Origin of the sequence: Micromonospora sp. PLK6-60, from assembly GCF_019890675.1 — a bacterium.
Taxonomy (GTDB): Bacteria; Actinomycetota; Actinomycetes; order Mycobacteriales; family Micromonosporaceae; genus Micromonospora.
Genome location: NZ_JAIOAA010000004.1, coordinates 433,282 through 458,160 on the forward strand (window position 1 = coordinate 433,282; position 24,879 = coordinate 458,160).

The window sequence follows — 24,879 nt, forward strand, 5'->3', positions numbered from 1 at the left end:
CCCGCCGCGTGGGCGCGGGTGTCGGCGGCGGGATCACGCTTGTGAAGGTTACGCGGCGGTCCCGGCCGGGGCAGGGTCCTTGGTCCCTTCCGTAAAACGCAGCGGCCTAACAGCGTTGCGCTGGAGGCCGGCGACCCGCGAAGTAGGCTGCGGGCGGCACGCCCATCATTATGCTGAAATCGGCAGACATGTGCGACTGGTCGTAGTAGCCGGCCGTGATGGCGAGCTGCGCCCAGCGGGGGGCGGGCCGACCGGCACGGGCGAGCACGCCGCGCACGCGGGTGATGCGTGCGAACCGCTTGGGCGAGAGCCCGACGCAGTCGGCGAACAGGTCACGCAGGTGGCGCTCACTGACCGCGAGGCGTCGAGCGAGCACCGGCATGCGCTCCGGGCGGCCGGTCAGGGCCTTCGTGGCGGTACGTACGAGTTCGCTGCGGGCCAGTTCGGTGCCGGCCGCCGTGGCGATGCGGGCCAGCAGCACCGGCTCCAGGTGCGCGAGCAGGCGCGCCGGATCGGGCCCCAGTTCGCTCAGTCGGTTGTTCAGCCCGTTCGCACCCGCCCACACCTCGCTCACCGGTATGACCTGATCGACCAGGTCGCTTGCCGGAACCCCGAGCAGGAGCCGCGCGACGCCAGGGCGTAGCCGCAGCCGCAGGCAGAGCGGGAACTCCTTGCCGACAAGGTACGACGCACGGGTACGCGGGCCGACCACCAGCAGGTTGGCATGCCGGCTGGACACCGTGCGGAGGACCAGCGACGTGGCGGCATCGGGTACGTGTACGAGCGGCCGGCGTGCACCGGACCCGTCGGCGGTCAACACCGTGACGTCGTCGACCCATCGGCGCAATCCGCCGGGCACGGGCATCGGTGAATGGATGCTCACCAGCTCACGTTACCCACCGGCCGTGCCCCGCGACGAGCGCTCCGGTCATGCCGAAAGTTCCTATAACGCCTGGTCGAGGCGGGGCAGGGTGAACACCATGATTCTTGTTACGGGTGCCACCGGCACCATCGGTGGTGAGGTCGTCCAGCTCCTGACGGGCCGGGGCGAGCCGGTACGGGCGATGACGCGGAACCCGGCGCGGGCCACCCTGCCGGCCGGCGTCGAGGTGGTACGGGGTGACTTCGACGACCCGGAGAGCCTGGCCAAAGCGGCGACCGGGGTCGAGGCCCTGTTCCTGCTCGACGCCCCGGGACCGTGGATCGCCCAGCACGATCGGGCGATGCTTGCCGCAGCGCGGGCGGCGGGCGTACGGCGGGTGGTGAAGCTTTCGGCGATCGGCACCGGCGAGCAGGCTGCCAAGGTCGGCGACTGGCACCTCCCGGGCGAGCAGGAGCTGGGCTCGAGCGACGCGGAGTGGACGGTGCTCCGCCCGTCCAGCTTCGCCTCGAACGCGCTGCGCTGGGCCCCCGCCATTCGTGCCGGGCAGCCGATCCCCAACCCCAACGGCACCGGAATGCAGGGCATCGTGGACCCGCGGGACGTGGCCGAGGTCGCCGTCCGGACACTGCTGTCGGAAGAGCACGTGGGACAGGTGCTCACCCTGACCGGGCCCGAACTGTTGAGCGTTCCCGAACTGGCCGTACGGCTCGGCGAGGTACTTGGGCGTACCGTCGCGACGGTCGATGTGTCGCTGGACGCGTACCGCGAAAGGATGCTCGCCGGCGGGCTCGATCCCGTCTTCGTCGAGATCGCCGTCAACGGCGCCAAGCTGGTGGAGGAGGGCGGCAACGCCCAGCTCACCGATGAAGTGGCGCAGGTGCTGGGTCGCCCGCCGCGCACGTTCGCCGTCTGGGCGTACGACCACCGCGACGCCTTCGCCGGTTGACGAGTAACGGAGCCGATGTGCGTACCACGGGTGGTCGCCGCCACGTCGGGAACTTTTCGGGGCGCCCGGCCGACTACCCGCTCATGACAGGTGCGGACGTCCCGCCGAAAAGATCGCCGACCGGGCTCGCCGAAGCGGGCGCCGGTCGGCGAGCATGGCCGTCATGACTTCCGCCACCCGCCGCGCCCCCGCGTGGCTTCTCCGGTTCGGCGCCACCGCCGGCCTGCTGGTCGCCGTCGTCGCCCTGCTGCTGGGCCCGGCGGGTCCGGCCAGCGCGCACGCCGTGCTGGTCAGCAGCAGCCCGGCCGGTTCCGCCGTGGTGCCCGAGGCCCCGTCCGAGGTGGTGCTCACCTTCAGCGAGCCGGTCCGCAAGGTCACCGGCAAGATCCGGGTGCTCGCGCCGGACGGCTCCCGCGCCGATCGCGGGGAGCCGACGTTCGACGGGACGGTGGTGACCATCCCGGTCGACGGGTCCGGCCCGCGCGGCACCTACCTGGTGAGCTACCGGGTGATCTCGGCCGACAGCCACCCCGTCTCCGGCGCCCTCACCTACTCGGTGGGTGCGCCGTCGACGCCGCCCACCGACACCGGCAGCGACAGCCGGGCCAACCCGGTGGTGGACAACGCCGTCAAGGTCGCCAAGTACCTGGGCTATGCGGGCCTGCTCCTGCTGGTCGGCCCGGCGCTGGTGCTCGCCGCGCTGTGGCCGCGCCGGCTGTCCCGCCGGGGTCCGGCCCGGCTGGCCTGGACCGGGCTCGGGGTGCTGGCCTTCGCCACCCTGGCCGGCATGTGGCTCCAGGTGCCGTACACCGCCGGCGGCGGGATCTTCGACGTCACCGGTTCCGGTTTCTCCGAGGTGCTGGGCAGCACCTTCGGCGCCGCGCACCTGGTCCGGTTGGGGCTGCTCGCCGCGGCGGCGTTCCTGCTGCGGCCGCTCTTCGCCGCCCCCGCCGGGCGCACCGACCTGATCATCCTGGCGGTGTTGGGTGGGGCCACCCTGTTCACCTGGCCGCTGGCCGGGCACGGCGCGGCCTCGCCGGCGCCGGCGGTGTCGGTGGTGGTCGACGCGGTCCACCTGGGGTCGATGGCGGTCTGGCTGGGCGGCCTGGTGATGCTCGCCGCCTTCCTGCTGCCCCAGGCCGACGAGCGGGAACTCGACGCGATCCTGCCGATCTGGTCCCGGTGGGCGGCGCTGGCGGTGGCCGCGCTGCTGCTCGCCGGCACCGTCCAGGCGCTGATCGAGGTGGCCACCCCGCAGGCGCTTGTCGACACCACGTACGGGCGGCTGGTGTTGGCCAAGATCGTGCTGTTCGCGCTGGTGATCGCGGTGGCCGCGTTCTCCCGGCAGTTGGTGCGCCGGCGCACCGCCGCCGGCCGGCCCACCCCGATGCGCCGGTTGGTGGTGGCCGAGCTGGCGATCACCGCGGTGGTGCTCGGGGTCTCCGCCGTGCTGGTGCAGACCACCCCGGCCCGTACCGCCGCCGCCGAGGTGGCCGGCACGCCGGAGGGCTACTTCACCAGCACGTTGACCAGCCCGCTCTACACCATGCAGGTGGAGCTGGACCCGGCGCGGCGGGGCCCGAACTCGCTGCACCTGTACGCGTACACGAAGGACAACAAGCCGCAGCCGGTCGCGGAGTGGAAGGCCACCGCCGCCCTGCCGTCGGCCGGCATCGAACCGATCGAGGTGCCGCTGCTGCCGCTGACCGACAACCACGCCACCGGTGAGGTCATCCTGCCCGCCGCCGGCGAGTGGCAGTTCCGTTTCACCGCCCGTACCACCGAGATTGACCAGGCCACGGTGACCGTCACCGTGCCGATCCGCTAGAGAGGCAATCCCCGATGATCCGTTTCCGGCGTACCGCCGCCGCGTTCACCCTCGCCGCCGTCGGCGCGGCCGTGTTCGGCCTGGCCGGGGCGGCCTCGGCACACGTCACGGTCAACCCGAAGGAGGCGACCCAGGGCGGCTACGGCCGGCTCGCGTTCCGGGTGCCGAACGAGAGCGACACGGCCTCCACCGTGAAGGTCGAGGTGAACCTGCCGGAGAACGCCCCGGTCGCCTCGGTCTCCACGATGCCGGTGCAGGGCTGGACCGTGGCGGTGGAGAAGCGCAAGGTCGACCCGCCGGTGAAGGTGCACGGCAGCGAGGTCAGCGAGGTGGTGGCCAAGCTGACCTGGACGGCCACCAGCGCGCAGACCGGGGTCAAGCCGGGCGAGTTCCAGGAGTTCCCGGTCTCGATGGGGCCGCTGCCCGAGACCGACACGATGGTGTTCAAGACGGTGCAGACCTACTCCGACGGCAACGTGTCCCGGTGGATCGAGGAACCCGCCGCCGGCGGGGAGGAGCCGGAGAACCCGGCGCCGGTGCTCACCCTGACCGCGGCGGCCCCGGCCTCCCCGTCCGCCGGGGCGGCTCCGCCGGCCGCTGCCGCGAACGAGGCCGACGACGACGCCGACGACGACTCGTCCGGCCTGGCCGTCGGCCTCGGCGTCGCCGGCCTGGTGGCCGGGTTGGCCGGCCTGGCGCTGGGCGGGCTGGCGTTCGCGCGTACCCGGAAGGCGTCGCAGCCGACCTCCTGAGCCGCCGCTGCCCCGCGGGCCCGCCGGAAGATTTCCGGCGGGCCCGCCGTCTTTCGGGAGCCTTGCCCTGGTTGCCGTGGATATCCGCTGATCAGACGGTTTGCCTGGGTAAGGTCGGCCGGGTACTCGGCGACGGAGGGGACTGGACGGATGCGTTTCGGGCGGGCGCTGGCCGGGCTGCTGCTGTTGATCGTGGGAATCCCGGCGCTGCTCGCCGGGGGCGCGTTGGGGCTCGTGGCCCGGCACACCGACCCCGGCGGCACCTTCGGCGCCCGCCTCGACCGGATCCACGCCGACGGCCAGGCGGTCGTCGTCCCCGACGTGGACCGGCTGCTGCACGCCGAGGTGCCGTTCGCCCGCACCGACGGCTCCCGGCTGCGGCTGACCGCCCGGACCGCCGACGGGCCGGCGTTCCTCGGGCTGGCCCCGGCCGACGAGGTGGCGCGCTGGCTCGGCCCGGTCCCGCACGCCACGGTGACCCGGGTGGCGCTGGCCCGCGGCCCGCTGCCGGTCCGCGTCGAGCCGGCCGGCCCGCCGATGGGCGCGCCCGCCGCGGCCGGCGCCGGCACTCCGGTCAGCAGCACCATCTGGGTACGCGAGGGGATCGGCTCCCTGGAGTGGAGCCCGGCCGACCTGACCGGCCGTCCGCTGAGCCTGGTGGTGATGCGCCCGGACGGGCAGGCCGGGCTGGCCGTGGACCTGCGCGCCGAACTGCGCGTCGGCTGGTTCGCCGCGGTCACCTACGGGCTGCTGGGCGCGGGGATCGTGCTGGTGGCGATCGCGGCGCTGGTGCTGCTGCGACCGGTCCGCCCCCGCGAGGTGGTCTTCGTGGTCGAGCCCGACCAGGTGCCGGTGCTGGCCGGGCGGCTCGGGGTCAGCTCGCTCAGCGGCCTCGGCGCGCGGCCCGGCTGGGAGCCGCCGCCCGCCCGCGACCGGGAACTCGTCGGGGCGGTGGCCGCCCCCCGCTCCCGACCGGCCCTCGGGCCGGTGCCCCCGGCCCGCCCGGACACCCTCGCCGATCTGCCGCCAGGGCCCGGATCGCCCCCGCCCGCCGGCCCGCCGTCGACCTCGACCAGGCCCACCGACGACCGACCCGACCACCCCGCCGTGGCACTCACCCTGACCTGGCCCCCCGCCGCCCCCGAGGCGACCAGCCGCCCGATCCCGACGGCCACCCTCCGCCCACCCACCCCGGACCCGCCGCGTTGATCATGAAGTTCTGGTCGCGAATCGCCGGGATGCCCGGCGCGAACCTCATGATCAACTTTGCTGGCGGTGGGCGGCGGGGCGGATCGGGAGGGTGGCGAGCAGGGCCAGGGCGAGCAGGACGTAGGCGTTGCGGAGGAGGAACTCGGCGGGGGTGTCGGTGTGGGTGGGGGCGACTCCCCAGTCCAGGAACGAGACCACGCCGTAGCCGATGATCGCGGTGGTGGCGGCGGCCAGGGCGTACCGGTGGACGCGTTGCCGGCGTCCGGTGCGGGTGGTCGGGTCGACGGAGAGTCCGGCGTCGACCAGCACCACCACCGCCGGGATGAACCAGTAGATGTGGTGGGTCCAGGTGATCGGGCTGATCAGCGCGCCGACCAGCCCGGTGAGGGTCAGGCCGGTGAGCCAGTCGCCGGCCCGGGCCGCCCGGCCCGCCCGCCACAGCCCGTACCCGGCGGCCAGCAGGACCAGCAGCAGCCAGAGCGGGCGCGGCGGCGGCTCCGGCGCGGTGAACCGGCTCAGCAGCCCGAACAGCGACTGGTTGCCGGTGTAGTCGGTGCGCCCCACCCGGTCGGTGGCCCACAGCTCGTGGGTCCAGAACCGCCACGAGTCGCGCGGCGTGACCGCCGCCGCCAGCAGGGTGGCCGCCACGGCGGTCAGGCTGGCCAGCGCCGCCGCCCGCCAGCGTCGGGCGACCAGCAGGTAGCCGATGAAGACGGCCGGGAAGAGCTTGAGCGCGGCGGCCAGCCCGACCCCCACGCCGGCCCACCGCCGGGCCCGGGGTGCGGCGATGAGCAGGTCCGCCAGGATCAGCACCACCAGCAGCATGTTGATCTGACCGAAGGTGATCGTCTCCCGGGTGCTCTCCACGGCGAGCACCAGCAGCACCGCCACGGTCAGCGTGAACAGCCGGGGCAGCCCGTGCCGGGTGATCACCGGGTCGACCAGCCAGCGGGTGGTCACCACGATCCCGACCAGGGTCAGCGCGGTGAAGACCGCCACCGTGGCGCCCAGCGGCAGCGCCGCGAACGGGCGCAGCAGCAGCGCGGCGAACGGGGGATAGGTGAAGTACAGCGCGCCCTGCACCCGGTCCGGCTGGACGTAGTCGTAGAGCGGGTGCCCGGCCGCCCACCAGTGCATCGCCCGCATGTAGATCTTCAGGTCGAAGAAGTCGTGAGCCCGTCCGGGCAGGTAGAGGGCGGGTAGCACGGCGGCGAGCGCCAGCACGGTGACCACCCGCCGGGCCGTACGCGCGGCGCGGTCCCCCTCGACGACGGCGGGTGGCGCGGCGGGTTCGGCTGGCACAAGGGAAAACCCTAGCCCGCTGGGGGTCGACGGTGCGCCAGGCGCGGGTGTCGGCCCGGCGCGTAGTCTGGTCCGCGTGGCTGATCTTCTCGTCTGGATCGACTGTGAGATGACCGGACTCGACCTCGGCAAGGACGCGCTGATCGAGGTCGCCGCGCTGGTCACCGATCCGGATCTCAACGTGCTCGGTGACGGCGTCGACGTGGTGATCCACGCCGACGAGCAGACGCTGGACGGCATGCCGGAGATTGTCCGGACCATGCACGCCAAATCCGGGCTGACCGAGGAGGTACGCCGCTCCGCGGTGACCCTCGGCGAGGCGGAGGACATGGTCCTCGACTACGTCAGCACGTACGTGAAGGACCCGCGCACCGCGCCGCTGTGCGGCAACTCGGTCGCCACCGACCGGGGCTTCATCACCCGCGACATGCCGCGCCTCGACGCGCACCTGCACTACCGCATGATCGACGTCTCCTCGATCAAGGAACTGTGCCGCCGCTGGTATCCCCGGGTGTACTTCGGGCAGCCGCAGAAGGGCCTGGCGCACCGGGCGCTTGCCGACATCCGGGAGAGCATCCGGGAGCTGGAGTACTACCGCAGGACGATCTTCGTCCCGCTGCCCGGACCGGACGTGGAGAGCGCCAAGGCGATCGCCGCGCAGCTGTGAGCCGCCGGCGGTGAACCCGCTGGACGGGCCGGGCACCGGTGTGGCTATTATTAGTCCGCGCCGCCGGGTCCGCCCGAGCGGGACGCATGGTGGCTGTAGCTCAGTTGGCAGAGCACCGGGTTGTGGTCCCGGTTGTCGTGGGTTCAATTCCCATCAGTCACCCCAGCGACGAAAGCCCCCTCCGGTGGAGGGGGCTTTCGCGTTTCCGAGGGGCCGTCCGGGAGACCGGTCCCGGCCGCGCGGCCGGGACCGGAGCCCAGATCAGTTCGCCGGGGTGTACGGCAGGGCGCTGCCCTTGACGTATTCGGCCCAGCTGATGTTCCAGTCCGTCCAGCCGTTGCCGAGCTGAAGTTTGCGCTCGGTGCCCTTGACCGTGATCGGGTCGCCCATCCGGGTGTTGGCGAACAGCCACGCGCCGTCGGCCATGGACACGTTGACGCAGCCGTGCGAGACGTTGACGCTGCCCTGCTGCCCCTCCGACCACGGCGCGGCGTGGATGAACTCGCCGCCCCAGGTCAGCCGCTGGGCATAGTCGATCTTCGTCCGGTAGCCCTCCTCGGGGCCGAGCTCCTCCATGGTGTCGAAGACCGTCTTGCGCAGCTTCTCGATGACCACCATCGTGCCGCTGGACGACGGGGTGCTCTTCTTGCCCAGGCTGACCAGGATCGTCTTGACGGGCTTGCCGTCCTTGGTGACGGTCATCTTCTTGGTGGAGTTGTCCACGGTCATCACGAACGACGGCCCGATCTTGACGTCCACGGTGAAGTCGGAGCGGCCGTACCAGCCGTCGCCCAGCGGGACGCCCTTCGCCCGCACCTGGTACGACACCTTGGTGCCGGCCTGCCAGAACTTCTTCGGCCGGTACCGGACCTCGGTCGGGCTGGACCAGTGCCAGACGCCCTCCTGGGCGGGGACGGAGGTGACCGACATCCGGCGCTGGATGTCGTCGCGGTACTCCGCCGGGATGGCCCGGCCGAACCGCACGATCATCGGCATCCCGACGCCGACCACCTGGTTGTCGCCGAGGAAGCTGCTCACCCGGACCAGCTTGCCGGGCTGCTTCATCACGGTGAACTTGTTGGTCGCGGTGAACGGCTTGTCGTCGTCGCCGGTGGCGGTGACCGTCGCCGTGTACGTCTCGCCCCACTTCAGCGCGTCCTGCGGGGTGAACTTCCCGCCGTTCTCGGCCAGCTTGCCCTTCACCTCCGCGCCGGCGGAGTCGGTCAGGGTGAACTCGGTCTGCTCGGCGTCCTTCGCGGTGAAGGCGACGGTGGTCAGCGGGGGCACCTCGGTGGCGTCGGCGGCGGGGGTGGTGACGGTCGCCGACGCCTTCGGCGGTTGCTCGCTGGGACTCTGCCAGGTGGACGGCTGGTCGCCGCCGCCCTTCTCGTCCGCCGTGCAGGCGGAGGTCAGGGCCAGTGTCGCGGCGAGCACCGCTGCCGCCCACCCGCGGCGCCGCCCGGCGCGACGGGCGTGCCCGGGCCCGATCGGTCGGTCCTGGTCAGCTCGCATGATTCCCTCACAGTCGTCGCCCCGTCCCATCGTCTATCTCCGACGCGTGGGCTCGGGTAACAGTTGCGTGGGGTGAGCGGGAACACCCCGGTCAATGATGTACCCACGTTGACGGCGATCCGGCATCGGGATGCCGACAGGTTTCGCCACGCCCGGTGCTCGGCGTGGCGCGTACGGTGCCCGGCGCCGGTCAGCGTAGTGCCGGGCCGGCCCCGCCCGCCGGCACCGGCAGGGCGCTGCCCTTGACGAACTCCGACCAGCTCAGGTTCCACGCCGTCCAGCCGTTGCCGTGCGCGAGCCGGCGCTCAGTGCCCCGCACGGTGACCGGGTCGCCGATCCTGGTCCGATCGAACAACCAGCGGCCGTGCGCCATCGAGACGTTCACACAGCCGTGCGAGACGTTGCGTCGGCCCTGCTGCCCCTCCGACCACGGCGCGGCGTGGATGAACTCGCCGCCCCAGGTCAGCCGCTGAGCGAAGTCGATCTCGGTGACGTACCGGTTGTCCGGGTTCGGCTCGTCGCGGGTGTCGAAGGTGGTGTGTTCCTGCTTCTCCATCACCACCAGGGTGCCGCTGGAGGAGGGGGTGCTCTTCTTGCCCAGGCTGACCGGCAGCGTACGGATCACCTTGCCGTTCTCGTACACGGTCATCTTCTTGGTGGCGTTGTCCACCTTCATCTCGAAGGCCCGGCCGATCTTGACGGTGGCGGACCGGTCGACGTTGCCGTAGCGGCCGTTGCTCAGCGGGATGCCGGCCAGCGCGATCCGCACGTCGATGGTGGTGCCCGGCCGCCAGTACTCCGGGGCCCGGTAGTAGGCCTGCGTGCCGTTGCTGAACCAGTGCCAGGCGCCCGGCTGCGGCGGGTCGGTCCGGACGAACATCCGCTTCTGCACGGCGGCGCGGTCCTTCTTCGGGATGCCCGGGTGGAACTCGGCGACCACCGGCATCGCCACGCCGTACGTCTTGTCGTCGAAGAGGTAGAGCCCGGAGCTGATCATCGAGCCGGGCTTCGCCATCGTGGTGAAGGTGCTGGTGCCCTCGCGGCGCTCGCCGTCCGGGCCCGTCCCGGTGACGGTGGCGGTATAGCGGGTGCCGTACCGCAGTGGCTTGTTCGGCACCCAGGACGACCCGTCGGCGCGCCACCGGCCGGCCACCCGCTCGCCGTTCGCGGCCACCAGGGTGACCTCGGAGAGCTTGCCGCCGCTGGGGACCTTCGCGCTGATCTCGGTGCTCACCGGGCGCTTGGTCGCCCCGCTGGCCGGCGTCACCGGCAGGCGCGGCGCGGGCGACGTGCCGGGTTCGGCCGTCGGCGTCGGGTCGGGCTGCCCGGGAGCGGCCGTGGACGTGGGGGTGGTGGTGACGAATGTCCCGTCGGCCCCGTTCGCCGGCTTCTGCCCGTCGCCGCACCCGGTCAGTGCCAGCGACGCCGCCAGGACCAGAGCGCCCACCATCGCCCCGGACCGCGTGAACCTGCCCATCCCCACCCCTGTTCTCGCGCCTGGCGGACATCGTGCCGCATCGCTGCCGTCCCGTTCCCCCCGCACCCGCGCCGCCGGGGGGTTATGGGAGTTTTGCCGGGAAATCTCGGCCGAAGGGTGGAGTGGGGGATCGGATTGGAACCAGGTTCCGGGCCCGTGCTAATCTTCTTCCCGTTGCCAACGAGCGCCGCTAGCTCAACTGGCAGAGCAGCGGACTCTTAATCCGCGGGTTCGGGGTTCGAGTCCCTGGCGGCGCACCAACGAGCAAGGCCCTTGACCGGGTGGTTCCCTGCCGGTCGGGGCCTTTTTCGTGTCCGAGGCGCTGCGTGGTCGATCGCTGAGGGTTCAGCGGAAGGCGGCGCGGTGTGGCCGAGGTAACCTACTAAAGCTGTGGGGATAGTAGGTATCGTTCCTCGGGTCGAAGGAGTGGACCCATGCGCGCATCCCTGTTCAGCTTCCCGAACCCGGTGAACGAGGTGGCGGCCCGCGTCGTCGCCGGCGGGGTGGTGGCCCTGTCGGTGGCGACGATCGTGCTGGACCAGCCGTGGCTCACGGCCGTCATCGCGTACGGGTTCGTCGCGCGGGTGCTGACCGGCCCCAAGCTCAGCCCGCTGGGCCTGCTCGCCACCCGGGTGATCGTGCCGCGGCTCCCGGCCCGGGAGAAGCTCGTGCCCGGTGCGCCCAAGCGGTTCGCCCAGGGGATCGGTGCCGTGCTGAGCACCACCGCGGCCGTGCTGGCACTCGGGTTCGGGCAGCACGTCGCGGCGTACGCCGTCCTGGGCGCGGTGGCCGTGGCGGCCACGCTGGAGTCGGTGTTCGGCTTCTGCGTGGGCTGCACGATCTTTGCTGGCCTGATGCGGCTCGGTTGGGTGCCCGAGGAGGTCTGCGCCGAGTGCAACGACATCTGGAACCGCGGCGCGACCTCACCGGTCTCGCGGCCGGCGCGGCCGCAGCCCCGCTGAGGGCGGGACGGCCCCGCCGTTGGGCCAGGAGAGCGGAGTAAAGGCCCGCTGCCGGTCAGGGCCGTTTGTCGAGCGCGCCGGCGCGCGCCCGGAGCAACGCGACGGTGACCGACGACGCGATCAGGCCGAGCAGTGCGCCCTGGGCGACGCCGAGCACCCAGAGGTGCCCGCCGACGCCCGCCATGGTCTCCCGGGTGACGTAGGTCGACAGGTCGGTGCCCGAGCCGAGCCGACGCCACTCGGCTCGCATCAACGGATCGTTCTCGACGGACGGGCGGAACGCCGCCAGCAGGAGCGCGCCGCCGAGCGCGGCACCCAGCCCGCTGCCCACGCCCGACCAGACGCCGGCCCGCAGGCCGGACCGCCAGCGGCGGGTGCGGGCCGCGACCCGGGCGGCGACCACGGCGGTGACGACGCCGACGACAGCCCAGCTCAGATTGTCCAGCACGCCCCGCGCGGCGGCGGTGGAGATCGTGTGCGGGGTGAGGTTGTTGAAGGCGATCTCGGCGAGCCACACACCGCCGAGGGCGAATCCGGAGCCCAGTCCCCAGGCCAGCACCAACCGTCGGTCCCGCACGTGCGCCCGGCCCGTCAACCACCAGGTCAGCGCGGCGAGCGCGACCGCCGACCCGGCCACCACCAGGGCCTCGGCCCAGACGGTCGAATCGGGGGCCGGCAGGCGAACCGCGGCCAACGCGGCGGCGAGCGCGACCAGGCCACCCGTCGCGGCAAGGACCGGCCGCGGCCAGGCCGGAGGAGCGTCCGTCACGCCGACTGTCGCCACGGCGGGCAGCGTAGCCCCGTGCCGACGGAATGGGAACGGGCCTGCCACGGGGTTGCCCAGCAATAGCCGCCCATCTATAGTTGCGCGGATCACTGGAAACCTGGCCGTAACGTCGTGGACCCGTTGTCGAAGCGCTTCGACGATCGCCCGCGACGCACGATCCGGGCGTCGAGCGGGGGCCAACGCCGGTTCACCGCAACCCCGGCGTCTGCCGGACGACCCGAGGAGAACCGCATGCGTAACGGGCGCCTCCGGCGCACAGTCACCACGCTCGCGCTCACCCTGTTGGCCCTGCCGGCCGTGCCCGGCGCGGCGCTCGCCGAGCCCAGCTACCCGTTCCGGGACCCGCGGCTGCCCGTGCAGACCCGGGTCGACGACCTGCTCGGGCGGCTCACCCTGGACGAGAAGATCTCGATGCTGCACCAGTACCAGCCGGCCGTGCCCCGACTGGGCATCGGCCTGTTCAAGACCGGCACCGAGGCGCTGCACGGCGTCGCCTGGTCGACCGACATCGACAACGGCGGCGCGGTGGTGAAGGCCCGCGGCACGTCCTTCCCGCAGCCGGTCGGCATGGCGAGCACCTGGAACCCCGACCTGATCCAGCGGGTCGGCTCGGCGGTCGGCGACGAGGCGCGCGGTTACCACGCGCAGAACTCCCGGGTCTGGGGGCTCAACCTCTGGGCGCCGGTGGTCAACCTGCTGCGCGACCCGCGCTGGGGCCGCAACGAGGAGGGCTACTCCGAGGACCCGCTGCTCACCGGCGCGATCTCCACCGCGTACGGCCGGGGGATGACCGGCGGCGACCCGGACCACCTGAAGACCGCGCCGACGCTCAAGCACTACCTGGCCTACAACAACGAGGTCCGGCGCGACGTGACCTCCTCCAACGTGCCACCCCGGGTGCTCAACGAGTACGACCGCGCCGCGTTCGAGCCGGCCATCGCCGCCGGCGCGGCCACCGGCGTGATGGCCTCGTACAACCTGGTCAACGGGCGGCCCGCCACGGTCGACCCGGACCTGGCGACCACGGTGCGCCGGTGGGCCGACCGGCCGCTGATGAACGTCACCGACGCCTGGGCGCCGAACAACCTGATCTCCTCGCAGGGCTACTACGCCACCCAGGCCGAGGGGAACGCCGCGATCGTCAAGGCCGGCCTGAACAGCTTCATCACCGACGACACCAACGCCCAGCCCACCATCACCGCGATCAAGCAGGCGCTGGGCGCCGGGCTGCTCAGCGAGCGGGACATCGACGCCCGGATCTCCGAAACCCTGAACATCCGGTTCCGGCTGGGCGAGTTCGACCCGGGCGGCGGCCGGTACGGCGGCATCACCCCGGCGGTCATCAACAGCCCCGCCCACCAGCAGTTGGCCCGGCGCGCCGCCGGTGAGGCGATGGTGCTGCTCAAGAACTCCAAGCAGGCGCTCCCGCTGGACGCGGCCCGCACCAAGAAGGTCGCGGTGCTCGGCCCGCTGGCCGACACCCTCTACACCGACTGGTACGGCGGCGACCTGCCGTACCAGGTGACCGCCGTGGACGGCATCCGCGAGCGGCTGGGCGGCTCGGCCACCGTCACCGGCGCCGACGGGGCGGACCGGATCACGCTGAAGGTCGCCACCACCGGCCGGTACGTCACCGCGACCGGCACCACCGACGCGGACCAGGTCACCGCGAGCGCCACCACGGCCACCGCCGCCGCCCAGTTCGACGTGGTCGACTGGGGCCAGGACGTGGTGACGCTGCGCAACGTGGCCAACGGCCGCTACCTCGGCTACAACTGGGGCCCGTTCATCACCCGCGACGACCAGCCGAACGGCTGGTTCGTGCAGCAGCAGTTCAAGCTGGAACCGCAGGACGACGGCAGCGTGCTGCTGCGCTACGCCGGCTACGAGACCAAGGAGAGCTGGTTCGGGCCCAACCGGTACCTCACGGTCGGCGCCGACGGCGCGCTCACCCTCGGCGCGGCCACCGCGGAGACCGCCACCCGGTTCCAACGCGAGGTGCTCAGCAGCGGCATCGACCGGGCGGTCGCCGCGGCCCGGGCCGCCGACACCGCCGTCCTGGTCGTCGGCAGCAACCCGTTCATCAACGGGCGGGAGGCGCACGACCGGACCTCGATGGGGCTCGGCGACGGCCAGGAGGCCCTGGTCCGGGCCGTGACCAAGGCCAACCCGCGCACGGTGCTGGTGCTCCAGACCAGCTACCCGATCACCCTCGACTGGGCGCAGGAGCACGTCCCGGCCATCGTCTGGACCACCCACGCCGGGGCCGAGACCGGGCACGCCATCGCCGACGTCCTGTACGGCGACCGCAACCCGTCCGGCAAGCTCACCCAGACCTGGTACCGCTCGGCCGACCAACTGCCGCCGGACCTGCTGGAATACGACATCATCTCGTCCCGGCAGACCTACCTGTACAACAACGCGCGCCCGCTCTATCCGTTCGGCCACGGGCTGTCGTACACCCGGTTCCGGTACGGCCAGCCGCGCGCCGACGCCCGGACCGTGACCGCCGACGGCACCGTCACCGTCAGCGTGGACGTGACGAACACCGGCAGCCGGGTTGGGGCCGAGGTGGTCCAGCTCTACACCCACCAGCGCACCTCCCGGGACCGGACCCCGATCCAGCAGCTCAAGGCGTTCCAGCGGGTCGAGCTCGGGCCGGGGCAGACCCGCACCGTGCGGCTGCGGCTGCCGGCCGCCGACCTGGCGCACTGGGACGTCACCCGGGACCGGTGGGTGGTCGAGTCGTCCACCTACGACCTGCTGGTCGGCGCGTCCGTGCAGGACATCCGGGGCCGGACCGCCGTGCGGGTGCGCGGCGAGACGATCCCGGCCCGCGACCTGTCCCGGCCCACCCGGGCGGAGAACTTCGACCGGTACGCCGGGGTCCGGCTGGCCGACGAGACCAAGGTCCGGGGCACGGTCGTCGAGGCCACGGCGGCCGGCCAGTGGGTCTCGTACGCCGGTTCCGCCCTGCGGCCCGGCGAGCGCACCCTCACCGCGAAGGTCGCCAAGGCCGATCCGGGCACCGCGACGATCCAGGTCCGGCTCGGCTCACCCACCGGCAAGCTGCTGGGCACGGTCGCCGTGCCCAGCACCGGCGACGACTACCGGTACGTGACCGTCCGGGCGGACCTGGCCCGGGCCGCCGGCGTGCACGACGTGTACCTGGTGTTCGGGGCGCCGCTGCGGCTGGCCGAGTTCACCCTCAGGTGACCAGGCCGGCCGGCCCGGGGTGCGCGGGAAACCGTGTGCTCCGGGCCGGCCGACCCGCGGAACGGGGGCCTGCTCCCGCGGCGTCGCCCACCGGCGGGGCCTGCTATCGTTTCTCCCCGTTGCCGGCGAGCGCCGCTAGCTCAACTGGCAGAGCAGCGGACTCTTAATCCGCGGGTTCGGGGTTCGAGTCCCTGGCGGCGCACCAACGATTAAGGCCCTGGCCTGGTGGTTCACACCGGGTTGGGGTCTTTTTCGTGTACGTGGGTGGTGGGTGGTCGCTCGGTGGGTGCTCGGGCGCCGTTGGACCGGGCCGGGGTTGCGGGGACATGTGGTTATTCCGTGGACGCCTGCGCTCATGGTCATCTCTGAGGCGGCCAGCCTGCATCGGGCCTTCGGGGTCATTGGGGCATCCGCCAGTCCGGGCGTCGATGCGCTTCCTTCGAGCATCCACTCGGGGCCGATCATTGGCGATTACGCTGGCGGCGTGGGGGGACAGGCTCGGGTGCGTGTGCAGGGGGATCTCTATCATCCGGTGGTACCACCGGGTGCCGTGTATGTGGGGCGGCAGGGGTTCGGGTTGCGGCGTTCTCCTTGGGCCAATCCGTTCAGCCTGCGGAAGCATGATCGGGCGGAGGCGTTGCGCCTCTATCGGCAGTGGCTTGTGGGGCAGCCGGCCCTTGTTGACCGGGCGCGGCGGGAGCTCACGGGGAAGCAGTTGGCGTGCTGGTGTCGGGTCGAGGATGCGTGCCATGCCGACGTGCTGGCCGACGTCATTGGTTGACGTGCAGCCGGTGCCGGGTTGTGGGCCGTCTCGGTGCGTAAACGCCGCCGATGCTGAAGGACTGCGGTCTTGCCGCTTGGTTGCCCACGTAGAAGGCGACGTCGCGGTCGGCGGCGCAGAGCTGGGTGAGGAACTTGTTTCTCAGCTGCTCCTGGGCCTCCGGGTCGGTGAGCTGGTCCAGGCGGCGTTGGAGGGCGACGAACTCCCAGTCCCAGAGTGTCTGCTGGTGACCGCGGCAGTGACGGTCCGCGCAGCGGTAGCGGTAGGCGCCGATGAAGCGTGGTGCTTGCAGCGGGCTGCGTTTGGCCGGTTCCAGTAAGTCGAGCTGGTTGAGGTAGCCAGTGATCTTCCTGCGATCCTCCGCCGACCATCCGGGATGTCGCTTGACCTGCAGAGCCGAGATGTCGGCCACGCGAATCAGCGCGATCGATCGTGCGCTCGGGTCGTCGCGGGCCTGTTTGTTGAGCCGGCACATGGAATCTTCGACGAGTGGATCAAGGAGGTTTCGACGCGACTGCCGACTGGCGAGGTGCCGTTCGGTGGTGATGGTGTCCACGATCGGCTTCCAGCTCTCGCGTCGCTGGTCCTGCCTGGCTGGCAGTGCGTCGACGTGGATGATGTCGTACTTGTGGAACTTGCCGTCGTCGTCGAGGTCTCGATAGTGGACTGGGTAGAGGCGAATCCAGCCCGTCCAGGGTGGGTCCATGCCCAGTGCCCCGACGCAGACCGTCTCCCCGTACCGCGCGGAGGGGTTGGGTGCCGCTTTCACCGTGATCAGGAGGCGCAGTTTTGCTGGTCGTGCCAGGACTGGCTTCGGTCTCGGCTCTTCGTCGGTGCTCGGTCCCCACAACGGAAGCTGTTCCAACGGAACCACCCACATTGCTCAACGCAGCTGAAGATGCACTTTTAGTTACATAGACAGTCTCACATCTGGGGATCTGGTGCTAGCCGGCCGGGGGCGAAGGCGGCTGCCCAGCAGAGCGCGGGTGCGGAGAGTTCTCCTGAATTGATGACTTTCAGTAACCACTGTCTCGGTGGGTGGCGCATCATCGCCGAGCCGGGCAGGCGCGCGTCAGGCGATCGGTACCGAGGTGCGGTGCGCTCCGTGAAGATCAACTTTTGGTGGCCCGGTTTAACCGCTTCGCTTCCTTCGTCCTCGGCTCTTCGGCTGATTCATTGAACAGTGATCTGCAAAATCGGCCCCAAAACCACGGTTTGGGTATGTGGGTGCTCGCACGGCTCGCCGGCGCCTGGCCCAACGGCCCACGGCGGGCGCTGTCTCCGGCCACGGCGTTCCCAACTTCCGATCTCCCGGTCAGAGCATCGATCACTCTCTGTTGCAGCTGTGGGAAACAGGATGTCGGACCGCCGGGGCTCGGGGGGATCATCAGGGGATGGGCGACCAGGGTGCCGCGCGGCGGTTGTCCCCGCGGCGGTGGCGGATCCTGTCGTACCTGGCGCAGCACGGTTCCGCGTCGACGCTGGACGTGGCGCTCGTCTGTGCGGTGTCGCGGCTGACGGCCCACCGCGACCTGGTGTGGCTGCACGAGGCGGGGCTGGTGCGCCGTGAACGCTCGCCGGAGGGCCGGACCCACACCTGGTGGTACGAGGTCACGGCCGAGGGGACGCGTTGGCCGGCTACCGGCGTGCGGACCGGCTGGTGCCGTTCGGGGCGGTTCTGCTGATCGCGCAGGACTCCGAGCGGGAGGAACGACTGCAGGCCGACCTGTTTCGTGGGCCGCTGCCGAACGTTGTCGCCACGACCACACGGCAGCTGTTGTATCGCCACTGGCCGGACGAGCAGGTGTGGCAGGTGCCAGGCGAAGGCGGCAGGCGTTGCCTCGTCGAGGTCGGATACTGACCGCACCCATTCGTGATGCCTTGGCCGCCGCCAGCCCTCTGGTCCTGACGAGGTCAGCGGTTCAGACGAACGCGACGCTGATCAACCGACAGTGGTGCGAGCTGTTCACCGCTTACGGGTTCGAGGTCGGTGTCAGCATCGACGGACCGGGCGCGTTGAACCGGAACCGCCTCGACCGGGCCGGCAAGCCCACCGATGCCCGAACCCTGCGAGGCATGCAGACCCTGGCCGACGCAGGGGTGCCGTACTCGGTGATCTGTGTGGTCACACCAGAAACCATCGACCACGCGGAATCCCTCGTCGACTTCTTCGCCGGCCTTCCCGGCTGTCAGTCGGTGGGCTTCAACATCGAAGAGCAGGAGGGCGCCGACCGGGCACCGGTGTCCGAGTATGCCGCGTACCGGTTCTGGCAGCACCTCATCGCACATCGCGTCGGCGGCAGCCCGCTGCGGATCCGGGACGTGGACCGGCTGGCCGACTACCTTGCCGCCACCCGCGCCGGACACGTCGACCACGCGCCGTACGAGCCGATCCCGACCGTCTCCTGGGCTGGACAGGTAGTGCTGCTGTCACCGGAACTGCTCGGCATCACCGAGCCGCGATACGGCGATTTCATCGCCGGCAACGTCCTCCAGCAACCCATCACCGCCATGCTCGCCCGCGCCGGCGACTTGGACTACGTCGCCGAATTCATCACCGCCCTCAACCACTGCGCCGACCACTGCGCCTTCTACGACTTCTGCCGCGGCGCCCAGGCCGGCAACCGTTACTTCGAGCACGCGACCTTCACCGCCCGCGAGACCACCTACTGTCGGACCACCCGACAGGCCCTCGTCCGCGCCGCCGCGGACCACCTCACCACTCAAGGAGGAGCACCATGACCAACGCTCTCGCGGTCCTCGTCAACGCCGCACCCGAGCAACTCGCCCGCCTCGGCGTCGACCCTGAGCGGTCGGTAGCGTCGATCGACGCGGCGAAGTTCGACAACCGCCCCGCCTGGGCTAACAAGGGTAAGTTCGACAGTCGGCCCGGCTGGGACAACTGGAACAAGAAGAAGTAGCCCCTGGCCACGGGAACGCGCGGGGTGGCGTGCTCACCCCGCGCCCGCACACGTTGAGGACACATGCGTACCACCACGATCGGCGACGTGAAGGTCCTGCTGCCGGACCTCGAACCGGACGACCTCGACACCATGACGGACCTGACGGGCGGCCTCACCGAGGCCCTCGTCGAGGGTGCCGCGTGGCACGGCTCGCACCTTGAGGACGTCCGCATCAGTAGCAGCCTGGTCACCGGCGTGGACCTGAGCGAGAGCACCTGGGAAGCCGGCAGCCTCTACGGCTGCGAGGTCAACCGCACTGACTTCTCCGGCGTGATCCTGACCGGCGTCACTATTGAACGCTGCGCGATTACCGGCTCCCGGTTCACCGGCACCAGACTCACCGACGTACGCCTCAAGGACGTCCTGTTCGACGGATGCCGCTTCGACTACGCCACCTTCCACCGGGTAACCGCCGCCGGCTCGGTCGCGTTCACCGATTGCACGCTCACGTACGGCGCGTGGTCTTCCTGCCGCCTACCGCGCATCGCACTGCGGTCCTGCGACCTGAGTGGTCTGGAGCTGGACTCCTGCCAGCTCGATGGCACCGACCTGCGGGGTAGCCGCCTCCACGGCATCAAGACGCCGCTGGACAACCTGCGCGGCGTCACCCTCGCCGAGGACCAACTTCCTGACCTCACCCAGCTGACGGTCGCCGCCCTTGACCTCGCCGTGCGCACCGACTGAAGCCGAGGAGGCATCGTGCTCGCTGGACCCACCGGCAGTTCGGACACGATCCTGGTCTGCGTCCGGGGCAACTCCGGCTCAGGCAAGAGCAGCATCGCGCGCGAGCTACGACGCCGGCACGGCCGGGGCTGCGCCCTGGTCGAGCAGGACTACCTGCGCCGCATCTTGCTGCGCGAGCGAGATAGGCCCGGCGGCGCGGCACCGGCGTTGATCGGGCAGACCGTCCGGTTGGCCCTTGACCACGGCTACCACGTGGTGCTGGAAGGCATCATGCACTCCAGCCGTTACCGAAGCATGCTTACCGCCCTGCGAGACGGCCACCGCGTCCGGTCGCTGTTCTGCTACCTGGACGTGTCCCTGCCCGAGCCGCTGCGCCGGCATCTCACGCGCCCGCAGGTGAACGAGTTCACCGCCGAGCACATGAGCGGGCTGGTACGCCGCGCACGACGTCCTGGGCTGGTCCGACGAACTCGTCCTACCCGAGACCACGGGACTGGATGAGGCCGTCGAGGCCATCGCGGCTGCCGCCGGGCTGCCCCAACCCGGACGCGACGACGATCTGCTTCCGAACGTTCCGTCGCCGTAGTTCAGTCCACCGGCCAGCGGTGTCGCCGTTCGCTGGCGTCGGCCTCGAATGGCCGGGCAACCCCTCGTCACACGTTCCGTCACACGGTGCCGCGTGATCCTGGATTCCACTGACGGATCCACCGAGGCGGAGTGTGCGATGCGTGTCGTATCTGCAAGCGAGTCGGGCATGAGCGACCTGGGCGGCGACGAACCGCAGTGGAAGCTTCCCGACGCGGGCTGGGGCCGCAAGGCCGCCGACGCCGCGACCCTGCACGAGCCGCAGAACATCCGCGAGTACGTCGCGATGCACCAGCACCTCAAGGTCGGCAACGGCACCCGGCTGCTCGACGTCGCCTGCGGTGCGGGGCTGGCCGTCGAACTGGCCACCGCGCGCGGAGCGACGGCGGCCGGCATCGACGCGTCGCCGCGGTTGGTCGCCGTCGCCCGTGACCGCAGTCCGGGTGCTGATCTCAGGGTCGGGGACATGCGGGCGCTGCCCTGGGCCGACGACGCCTTCGACGTGGTGACCAGCTTCCGCGGGATCTGGGGTACGACACCTGAGGTCCTCGACGAGGTGCGGCGGGTGCTGCGGCCCGGCGGGCTGTTGGGGCTCACGGTCTGGGGTCACGTCAAGGCGTCCCCCGGGGCCTGGGCGCTGCGGCCGTTCCGGTGGGCCGAGTCGTCCCAGGTCGCCCACCAGGCGGCGATGAACAGCCTGGGCAAGCCCGGCGTCGGGGAACAGCTGCTGACCCGCCACGGGTTCGAGGCGGTCAGGCGGGTCGATGTCCCGTTCGTGTGGGAATTCGCCGATCCCGAGTCGTTCGCCCGGGCCCTTGCCTGCACCGGGCCGGGATATGAGGCGATCCAGACCATCGGCGAGGAGCGCTTCAGGTGCGACGCGGCGCAGCTGGCCGCCGCGTATGCCCGTGACGGGCTGCCGTTGCGGGCTGAGATCAACCTCGTCGGTTTCGTGGCACGGGTTCCGGCGGTGGTCGGCGCAGGCTCGTCGTTTCTCGCCGAACCGGAGGAGCTGACGCCCGCGGCCAGCGCATCCTATGCCGATGACAGCGCCGAGTTAGGGTACGTCATGAATGCCACGCGGATGTGGGCTCATGACACCGAGGCGTTGGAGTTGGTGTTCAAAGCTCTGGGCCGAGTCACCAAGACCGCCGAGCTGAGCAGGCGCGACCGTGGCATCCTGGTCACCGCTGCCGCGTCGGCGCTGGGCGACTCCTACTGCTCACTGGCATGGGGCACCAAGCTGGCAGCGGCGGCGTCCGCGCAGCTGAGCGCGGGGGTGCTCGCGGGCGACGACAGCCTGCTGGCCGACCGCGAACGGGCGTTGGCCAGGTGGGCCCGGCTGGTCGCCGCAGACCCGAACTCCACCGCCGTCGCCGACGTCCAGCCGCTGCGCGAGGCGGGCTACGGCGAGGCGCAGATCCTCGCGATCACGGCGTACGTCGCGCTGCGGGTCGCGTTCTCCTCCGTCAACGACGCGCTGGGCGCCGTCCCCGACTGGCAACTGCGGAGCAGCACGCCCGAGGCGGTGCTCGAGGCCGTGACGTTCGGTCGCGCACCCGCACCCGCACCCACGCCGGTGGCCGGACCGGGCAGCTCATGACCACCGCGGTACGCCTGTTGGGACCGCCGGAGATCGTCAGGGACGGGGTGGTGGTCGCCGGTCCTCGTGGCTACAAGGCCTGGGGACTGCTGGCGTTCCTGGCGTTGGCCGAGCGCCCACCGAGCAGGCAGCGGCTGGTGTCGATGCTTTTCGAGCACGCCGACGACCCGCGTGGCGCGCTGCGGTGGAACCTGGCGGAGATGCGCCGTGCACTCGGCGGGCGGGTGGCGGTCGGTCGCGATCCGCTGACCTTCACCGCCGAAAGCGATGTTTCCATCGATGTCATCGGCCTCGCCCGCACGACCGGCGTACTCCAGGGTGAACTGCTCGAAGGTCTCAGCTTCGAGGACTCGCCCGCCTTCGACACCTGGCTCAGCGTCGAACGGCAGCGGCTCATCGCGGACTGCCGGGCGTTGGCCCATCGTCGGTCGATCGAGTTGTTGACCAGCGGGCAGCCCGAGCAGGCAGCCCACATCGCGGTTCGCGCGCTCGAAGGCGATCGGCTCAACGACGAGTTGCACGCGGTCCTCGTCACCAGCCTGGCGCGCTCCGGCGACCAGGCGGCAGCACGGATGCACCTGGCCAGATGCGCTGACCTGTATCGCCGGGAGTTGGGCGTCGGGCTACCCCCGGCCGTCGCCGCCGCTGCCACCGGCGCTCCCGCCGAGCCGACGGCCAGCGCCGCCGCCGTCCGGTCACTGCTCGACCTCGCCGACGCATCCCTGTCCGCGGGCACCGTGCCGACCGGGATCGACCAGCTCCGTCGCGCCGTGGCAGGGGTGGCCGACACCGACCAGCAGCTGTCCGGCCGGGCTCGGCTCGCCCTCGCCTCCGCGCTCATCCACTCCGCCGGCGGTCGGGGCGGCGACGTCACCACGCTGCTGCACCAGGCAATCGTGCACGGCCGACGCAGCGGCGACGCCGCCATCGGCGCCGCCGCCTGCCGGGAACTCGCCTTCCTCGCCGTCCAGGCAGGACACCGGATCGAGGTGGAGCACTGGCTCGACCTGGCCGAAGCCTGGGGCCCGAGCGAGGCGGAGAAGGCACGGATCCTCGGCGTGCGCGGCATGAGCCTCAGCGACACCGGTGCATACGATGAAGCCCTCACCGCCCTCGGCGGGTCCGTGGACGCGGCTCGCCGCTGCGGCAACCGTAGGCAGGCGGCCTGGTCGCAGGCGATGGTCGGGCGGGTCCGACTGCTGCGGGGGGAGGCTTCCCAAGCCGCCCTGGTGCTCGACGAGGCGCTGCACGACATCCGGGCCGAACGCTGGACCGCGTTCATGCCCTTTCCGCAGGCCCTGCGTGGCGAGGCGGCGGTGGCCGTGGGCGACGCCCGGACGGCACACGAACTGCTCGACTACGCCTGGGTGCAGACCGTCGAGTCCGGCGACCAGTGCTGGGTCGCCGCCGTCAGCCATGCCCAGGCCACCCTCGCCCTGCACGAGAAGCGCGACGCGCTGACCTGGTGCCGGACCGGCCTCGCCGCGGCCCCCTGGTATCTGTGGCTGCGAGCCCGCGTCATCGAGTTGACCACCCGACTCACTCTCGGTACCCGCGAAGGCGCCGACCTGCTCGACGAGCTGGAACGCATCGCCAGCGCCGGAACCATGCGCGAGCTCGTCGTCCGGGCGCTGATCCAGCGCAGCCGTGTCGACGGCACGCGACACCTGGCCCATGCCCGCGCCATGGCAACCGACATCACCAACTCGGCGCTGGCTGCCGAACTTCTCCCCTGATCCGCGAGCCGGGGTTCGTGCCCCCGCACAGCCGGGTCGACCCGAACGGGAACTTGATCTTGAGCTTCGAGCTCACCGCGCCGGCCGATCCTTCGTCAGTGGGCGGTCCATGCCCACGAGATGTTCGCGTGCACATTCCACGCGACGAACCGGGCCCGGCGGGGTGGCAATCCTCGCCGCCTCGGGGGTGGATCCGTGGACCGCGGGTTCGCCAGATCGCAGATGTGGCAAGTGATCCGTCAGGGCGGCAGGGAGAGCGCGAAAACAAGGGATGTCTCGGCTCAAATGCATCGAAGTTCTTGAGTGCTTCGAAACAATGTGGCAATCTCGACTTCATCGATGTGTAGCGTTCTCTCATCCCTGTGGTCTGCCCGACGAGCGCCCGAGCCGGCCGGTGATGTTAGCGCTAACCCCGTTGAGCCGCCCCGACTCTGAAAGGTGCTGAGACAGGTGAAGAATCTCGAACATCCGAGCGGTTCTCCGCAGCGACCGTGGTCCGCCGGAGCGACGCTGCGTGCGCTGGCGGTCGGGTTGCTGGTGGCCGGCGCGGCGCTGGTGCCCACCGGCGCCGCCCAGGCGGGCACCACGTTGGGCACCTCGGCGGCGGAGAAGGGCCGCTACTTCGGTGCCGCCGTCGGGACGTACAAGTTCAATGACAACACGTACATGACGGTGCTGAACCGCGAGTTCAACAGCCTCGTCGCCGAGAACGAGATGAAGTGGGACGCGACCGAGCCGCAACGGGGCGTGTTCAACTACGGCGGCGGCGACCGCATCGTCAGCCACGCCCGCTCGCAGGGCATGTCGGTACGCGGGCACACCCTGCTGTGGCACGCCCAGCAGCCCGGCTGGGCACAGGGCCTGTCCGGCGGTGACCTGCGCAACGCCGCCATCAACCACGTCACCCAGGTCGCCACCCACTTCCGCGGGCAGATCTATGCCTGGGACGTGGTGAACGAGGCGTTCGCCGACGGCGGCAGCGGCGC

21 protein-coding genes, 3 tRNA genes and 2 pseudogenes are annotated in these 24,879 nt (G+C 71.2%); 20 read left to right on the top strand and 6 right to left on the bottom strand.

The window, feature by feature from the left end; translation table 11 throughout:
* Positions 1–106 precede the first annotated feature (106 nt).
* Entirely contained in the window at positions 107–883 is a 777-nt protein-coding gene (locus K7640_RS30780) for an AraC family transcriptional regulator (protein ID WP_222954726.1), read from the bottom strand.
* A gap of 97 nt (positions 884–980) precedes the next feature.
* Here K7640_RS30780 and K7640_RS11425 point away from each other — a divergent pair, with 97 nt between their 5' ends.
* From K7640_RS11425 to K7640_RS30970, 4 genes are all read left to right on the top strand, one after another.
* Positions 981–1,829: an NAD(P)H-binding protein gene (locus K7640_RS11425; RefSeq protein WP_222954727.1), complete on the top strand. Its 849-nt coding sequence runs from the start codon at positions 981–983 to the stop codon at positions 1,827–1,829.
* A gap of 163 nt (positions 1,830–1,992) precedes the next feature.
* A complete protein-coding gene (locus tag K7640_RS11430; protein ID WP_222954728.1) occupies positions 1,993–3,657 on the top strand; it encodes a copper resistance CopC/CopD family protein in 1,665 nt (554 codons plus the stop codon).
* A gap of 14 nt (positions 3,658–3,671) precedes the next feature.
* Entirely contained in the window at positions 3,672–4,409 is a 738-nt protein-coding gene (locus K7640_RS11435; protein WP_222954729.1) for a YcnI family protein, read from the top strand.
* A 150-nt stretch (positions 4,410–4,559) separates the two neighbouring features.
* Positions 4,560–5,618 (top strand): hypothetical protein, encoded by a 1,059-nt coding sequence (locus tag K7640_RS30970; protein ID WP_222954730.1) that lies wholly within the window; start codon positions 4,560–4,562, stop codon positions 5,616–5,618.
* A gap of 51 nt (positions 5,619–5,669) precedes the next feature.
* Here the strand turns inward: K7640_RS30970 and K7640_RS11445 are convergent, their stop codons facing one another.
* The gene (locus K7640_RS11445; RefSeq protein WP_222954731.1) at positions 5,670–6,920 is read right to left on the bottom strand and encodes a glycosyltransferase family 87 protein; all 1,251 of its coding nucleotides are present in this window, start codon (positions 6,918–6,920) and stop codon (positions 5,670–5,672) included.
* 76 nt (positions 6,921–6,996) lie between these two features.
* Between K7640_RS11445 and orn the strand changes: the two genes are divergently transcribed.
* Together orn and K7640_RS11455 are read left to right on the top strand one after the other, a co-directional pair.
* A complete protein-coding gene (gene orn / locus K7640_RS11450; protein ID WP_222954732.1) occupies positions 6,997–7,587 on the top strand; it encodes an oligoribonuclease in 591 nt (196 codons plus the stop codon).
* A gap of 89 nt (positions 7,588–7,676) precedes the next feature.
* A tRNA-His gene (locus tag K7640_RS11455) sits at positions 7,677–7,752 on the top strand.
* Positions 7,753–7,848: 96 nt separating this feature from the next.
* On the opposite strand, the gene K7640_RS11460 is transcribed toward K7640_RS11455, so the two are convergent.
* Positions 7,849–9,099: an Ig-like domain-containing protein gene (locus K7640_RS11460; RefSeq protein WP_222954733.1), complete on the bottom strand. Its 1,251-nt coding sequence runs from the start codon at positions 9,097–9,099 to the stop codon at positions 7,849–7,851.
* 190 nt (positions 9,100–9,289) lie between these two features.
* Positions 9,290–10,576, bottom strand: coding sequence for an Ig-like domain-containing protein (locus tag K7640_RS11465; protein WP_222954734.1), 1,287 nt, complete (start codon positions 10,574–10,576; stop codon positions 9,290–9,292).
* Positions 10,577–10,760: 184 nt separating this feature from the next.
* Between K7640_RS11465 and K7640_RS11470 the strand changes: the two genes are divergently transcribed.
* Positions 10,761–10,836 (top strand) — tRNA-Lys (locus K7640_RS11470).
* 174 nt (positions 10,837–11,010) lie between these two features.
* On the top strand, positions 11,011–11,538 hold the full coding sequence (locus K7640_RS11475; RefSeq protein WP_222954735.1) for a DUF4395 domain-containing protein: 528 nt from the start codon (positions 11,011–11,013) through the stop codon (positions 11,536–11,538).
* A 55-nt stretch (positions 11,539–11,593) separates the two neighbouring features.
* Here K7640_RS11475 and K7640_RS11480 read toward each other — a convergent pair whose 3' ends face one another.
* A complete protein-coding gene (locus K7640_RS11480; protein WP_222954736.1) occupies positions 11,594–12,322 on the bottom strand; it encodes a hypothetical protein in 729 nt (242 codons plus the stop codon).
* A gap of 234 nt (positions 12,323–12,556) precedes the next feature.
* Here K7640_RS11480 and K7640_RS11485 point away from each other — a divergent pair, with 234 nt between their 5' ends.
* The 3 genes from K7640_RS11485 to K7640_RS11495 all read left to right on the top strand — a co-directional run bounded on the left by K7640_RS11485 (position 12,557) and on the right by K7640_RS11495 (position 16,322).
* Complete coding sequence (locus tag K7640_RS11485) at positions 12,557–15,541, top strand: glycoside hydrolase family 3 protein (protein WP_222954737.1); 2,985 nt, start codon at positions 12,557–12,559, stop codon at positions 15,539–15,541.
* 129 nt (positions 15,542–15,670) lie between these two features.
* Positions 15,671–15,746: transfer RNA gene (locus tag K7640_RS11490), tRNA-Lys, on the top strand.
* A 150-nt stretch (positions 15,747–15,896) separates the two neighbouring features.
* A complete protein-coding gene (locus K7640_RS11495) occupies positions 15,897–16,322 on the top strand; it encodes a DUF4326 domain-containing protein (protein ID WP_255608616.1) in 426 nt (141 codons plus the stop codon).
* Here K7640_RS11495 and K7640_RS11500 read toward each other — a convergent pair.
* On the bottom strand, positions 16,312–17,202 hold the full coding sequence (locus K7640_RS11500; protein WP_222954738.1) for a hypothetical protein: 891 nt from the start codon (positions 17,200–17,202) through the stop codon (positions 16,312–16,314). The two genes, K7640_RS11495 and K7640_RS11500, sit on opposite strands and share 11 nt — an antisense overlap.
* 514 nt (positions 17,203–17,716) lie before the next feature.
* Between K7640_RS11500 and K7640_RS11505 the strand changes: the two genes are divergently transcribed.
* The 9 genes and pseudogenes from K7640_RS11505 to K7640_RS11545 form a co-directional block, all read left to right on the top strand.
* The gene (locus K7640_RS11505) at positions 17,717–18,007 is read left to right on the top strand and encodes a DeoR family transcriptional regulator (RefSeq protein WP_222954739.1); all 291 of its coding nucleotides are present in this window, start codon (positions 17,717–17,719) and stop codon (positions 18,005–18,007) included.
* Positions 17,983–18,183 (top strand): hypothetical protein, encoded by a 201-nt coding sequence (locus tag K7640_RS11510; protein ID WP_308042520.1) that lies wholly within the window; start codon positions 17,983–17,985, stop codon positions 18,181–18,183. The genes K7640_RS11505 and K7640_RS11510 overlap by 25 nt, the downstream gene beginning before the upstream one ends.
* A gap of 56 nt (positions 18,184–18,239) precedes the next feature.
* Positions 18,240–19,064: pseudogene (locus tag K7640_RS11515) on the top strand (radical SAM protein); the annotation flags it as partial.
* The gene (gene amcA, locus K7640_RS11520; RefSeq protein WP_222954740.1) at positions 19,061–19,243 is read left to right on the top strand and encodes a multiple cyclophane-containing RiPP AmcA; all 183 of its coding nucleotides are present in this window, start codon (positions 19,061–19,063) and stop codon (positions 19,241–19,243) included. The pseudogene K7640_RS11515 and the gene amcA, both read left to right, overlap by 4 nt.
* Positions 19,244–19,306: 63 nt before the next feature.
* Positions 19,307–19,969 carry a pentapeptide repeat-containing protein gene (locus tag K7640_RS11525; protein WP_222954741.1) on the top strand — a complete coding sequence of 221 codons (663 nt, stop codon included), beginning with the start codon at positions 19,307–19,309 and terminating at the stop codon, positions 19,967–19,969.
* Positions 19,970–19,984: 15 nt separating this feature from the next.
* Positions 19,985–20,555, top strand: a pseudogene (locus tag K7640_RS11530) (kinase).
* Positions 20,556–20,648: 93 nt separating this feature from the next.
* Positions 20,649–22,157 carry a methyltransferase domain-containing protein gene (locus K7640_RS11535; protein WP_222954742.1) on the top strand — a complete coding sequence of 503 codons (1,509 nt, stop codon included), beginning with the start codon at positions 20,649–20,651 and terminating at the stop codon, positions 22,155–22,157.
* Positions 22,154–23,893, top strand: coding sequence for a BTAD domain-containing putative transcriptional regulator (locus K7640_RS11540; RefSeq protein WP_222954743.1), 1,740 nt, complete (start codon positions 22,154–22,156; stop codon positions 23,891–23,893). The genes K7640_RS11535 and K7640_RS11540 overlap by 4 nt, the downstream gene beginning before the upstream one ends.
* 510 nt (positions 23,894–24,403) lie before the next feature.
* A partial coding sequence (locus K7640_RS11545) for an endo-1,4-beta-xylanase (protein WP_222954780.1) occupies positions 24,404–24,879 on the top strand: 476 nt, incomplete at its 3' end.